This is a genomic window from Novipirellula sp. (assembly GCF_041583735.1).
Classification (GTDB): domain Bacteria; phylum Planctomycetota; class Planctomycetia; order Pirellulales; family Pirellulaceae; genus Novipirellula.
In genome coordinates this window covers 1-3,248 of record NZ_JBFHFD010000823.1, presented here as the reverse complement: position 1 = coordinate 3,248, position 3,248 = coordinate 1, and the positions used below count along the sequence as shown (strand labels likewise).

Genomic DNA, 3,248 nt, shown 5'->3' with positions numbered 1-3,248 from the left:
TGCATCGGCTCACCCGTTTCGACATTCATCCACTTCGCGATAGGCGTCGAGCCCTGAGTCGCCGACTTCACTTCAATCACTCGCTTTCCGTCGAAGTATCGGTCGAGCTTCCGTTGCAGCATCGCTGGCCAGTGGAATGAAGTCGAATAGCCGTTCACAACGAATGTTCGTGGCTTGCCGTCAAACCAATCTGGGCGATCTGCGTGAACTTCCTGCCCAAACACGGAAGGGGAGGAACCGAATGCGGACGCACAAAGCAGAAAACCTACTAGAACTCTTCTCATCATGAATCTTTCTGATCGGTGGTAGGGGAGTGATCAACCGGCTTTCTTTTCTTCGTTGTCTTTTGCTGTGACAACGTCGACTATTAAATCAAGAGACGCATCGAACGTTTTTCGTTCGGCCGGTGTTACCGCGTTTTCGATTGAGAGCCTCAGTTTTTCGGAGCTGCGGATCAGCTTCGTCGCAAGCCGCCTTCCCGCCGCTGTTAAATGCACTCGCCGCGCGCGACCGTCGATTTTGCAACGCACGCGGCGAATGTACTCACGCTGTTCCAGCAACTTCAGCATCGCTGTGACCGTGTTCGCGTCCGAGACCATGCGGTCAGCGAGTTCCGACTGCGTGATTCCATCTTCCTCTGCCAGCAGCGACAGCAACACAAATTGGTCGGCCGTTACGTCAAACCGAGCGAAATGTGCTTGAGCAACCCGATGCATCGTCAGGTAGGCTCGTCGCAACCGCATTGGGATCGATTCTTCAAAGGTCATTTGTCAGTATTTTGCTGGTGAACATGGTGTTACGACGACGTCAAACTTGTCGGCACCTCGGCCGTCCCTCTTGAAATGTTACTACGTGTGCGTACTAATGGCAAGGGGATTACTTATTAGCCACTCTTTTTGAACGGGAAGCCCATCCATGGTGTCACCAGAATCTGCCACGCCCATCGTCCGCAAAATCGAAGAATCCTCTGATCCCGATGAACATGGATCGAGTTTGAATCCCGTTCAGAAGCGGGAAATCGTGTTGCGATTGGAGGCCGAATCGCTCGACAACATGCGTAAGCGGGCAACGGTCCGGGTGGATCAACCCAAGGGCAGCACCTTCGAAATTGTCTGCGACGAAGGCCCGTACTTGGGCGGCGACGATTCGGCGCCACCGCCACTGGCCTACTACAGTGCCAGCATCGCGTTCTGCCTGTTAACTCAGCTATCGCGTTACGTGAAGGTCAAGAATCTGAATATCCGCAGCATGAAGCTCGCGCAGGAAACGCGATTTGCGATGGAAGGCTCCGTTATCAAAGGAACGCTGGCTGGCCGTGGCGTCGAAGTCGTCACTCATCTGGACATTGAATCTGACGAACCCGAAGACGTGATTCGGCAGATGATTGAAGTCGGAAAGAACAGCTGTTTCATCCACCAGTCGATCATGAATCCAGTGCCATCGACGATTCAAGCAAAGGTCAACGGACAGTTACTCAGCTGATCGTGAGCTTTGAAAGATCATACGGACGGCACGCAGCGGCAGAGCAAACATGATTACAAGTCGGAGGCCGACACACTCTCTGCCGGCGGCGTGAGCCACCGGCGAGCGGAGCAGGGAAAACATAGCCCAGAGGGCGACGCACTCTGCCGTCAGTGTGTCGGCCTCCGGCCTACTCGGTTGCAGTTGATGCCGCAATCTCCTTCGTCAGTGGAGAGGTAACTGCAGGTGCGTCGGCCGGTAGGAACCGGCCCTACGCTCTACTCTTCAATTAGGTCGCAGTTGAGGTTTGGATCGCGAAAACCGCATCCCCAATCCCAAATGCAAGAGCCAGGCTTACACACCGTACCTGTCCGTGACGTTTTGGTTAAAATATCTCGTCCTCCCGTTAATACAAATTTTGAGGTAGCGAAATTCGTAGGCGGATTCTCAAAAGTCTTGACGACTTCCGTTACGCGAAAACCCGTCACTTATTGTTCCAACGGTCCTTCGCTGGCTCAAAGCACTAGGCAGCTCGGCGCGAGCTATGATGTGTCGTGCCAACTCCCCTTTCCATCTCCAAGTGACCACTCTCGATGATACGAACACTGCAACAGATCTCACTAAAATCCTTCACGTGCGTCGCCATTGTCATCTTGGTGGGATTCGCCCAGCGTTGCTCGGCCCAGCAAACTGCTGCCCGAGAAAGTGATCGCGAGGTGCAGACGGGCGTTCCCAGTGGCAAGCTGACCCGCGGTGTGTTTGAACAGAGCAAGCTGTTCCCCGGGACACGACGCGACTATGCCGTTTACGTGCCTGCACAGTACTCTCCTGACCAACCGGTCAACTTGATGGTGTTCATGGACGGCATGAATTACGCTAAGCCGGACGGTGCGTTTCGCGTTCCCGTCGTCTTTGACAACCTGATTCACCAGAAAGCGATGCCAGTCACTGTCGCAGTGTTCGTGAATCCCGGCACGATTCCGGCAACGCGACAGGGCGCCGATGGTCGCAGCAACCGGTCGTTTGAGTACGATTCACTTGGTGACCGCTACGCGAACTTTCTGGTCGACGAGTTCTTGCCCGTCGCCCTCGAAGGGATCAATGTTTCCGACGATCCAGCGAACCGCGCCGTGTGCGGGATTTCATCGGGCGGCATTTGCGCCTTTACCGTCGCTTGGGAGAAACCGGAACAGTTCAGCAAGGTTCTCAGTCATATTGGCAGCTACACGAACATTCGTGGTGGTTGGGCTTATCCCGGCTTGGTCCGCAAAACGAAAGAGAATCCGAAGCCGATCAAGGTCTATCTCCAAGAGGGCAACGATGACCTCAGTAATCTGCATGGCAACTGGCCGCTCGGCAACCGTTCGCTTGCGTCTGCTCTTCAGTATGCGGGCTACACCTACAAGTTGGTGATGACCGAGGGAGGGCACAGCGGCAAGTGGGGCGGGCTTGAACTACCCAATGCTCTTCGTTGGTTGTGGGACGACGACGCCGAGTCCACCAACATTCCGTCCACCGCGACCAAGCCCGCCTGGGAACCACACCCAGACGCAGTCCCACGCGACGATGTTCCTCACGGCACCGTCAAGGTTATGAAGCCCTGGGAATCGAAGATCTTCCCCGACACGATTCGTGACTGGGCCGTGTACGTTCCCGCGCAATACAACAAGGACACGCCTGCTGCGTTGATGGTGTTCCAAGATGGCGAACGAATGCGAGACGTGAACGGACGCTGGCGAATTCCTGTTGTGTTTGACAACTTAATCGCTCGCGGTGACATGCCGCCC

General features: G+C 55.1%; 3 protein-coding genes. 2 read left to right on the top strand and 1 reads right to left on the bottom strand.

Features of this window, described 5'->3' with window-relative positions; all coding sequences use genetic code 11:
• Positions 1–317 precede the first annotated feature (317 nt).
• On the bottom strand, positions 318–767 hold the full coding sequence (locus ABX962_RS33280; RefSeq protein WP_372725983.1) for a MarR family winged helix-turn-helix transcriptional regulator: 450 nt from the start codon (positions 765–767) through the stop codon (positions 318–320).
• Positions 768–915: 148 nt separating this feature from the next.
• On the opposite strand from ABX962_RS33280, the gene ABX962_RS33275 reads away from it, so the two are divergent.
• The gene (locus ABX962_RS33275; protein WP_372725982.1) at positions 916–1,482 is read left to right on the top strand and encodes an OsmC-related (seleno)protein; all 567 of its coding nucleotides are present in this window, start codon (positions 916–918) and stop codon (positions 1,480–1,482) included.
• 572 nt (positions 1,483–2,054) lie between these two features.
• Positions 2,055–3,248: alpha/beta hydrolase-fold protein (locus ABX962_RS33270; protein WP_372725981.1), on the top strand; the 1,194-nt coding region annotated here is incomplete at its 3' end.

Bases quoted from the DNA above. Each gene is read 5' to 3' on its own strand.
- ABX962_RS33280 (WP_372725983.1), bottom strand. From the start codon at position 767: ATGACCTTTGAAGAATCGATCCCAATGCGGTTGCGACGAGCCTACCTG.
- ABX962_RS33275 (WP_372725982.1), top strand. From the start codon at position 916: ATGGTGTCACCAGAATCTGCCACGCCCATCGTCCGCAAAATCGAAGAA.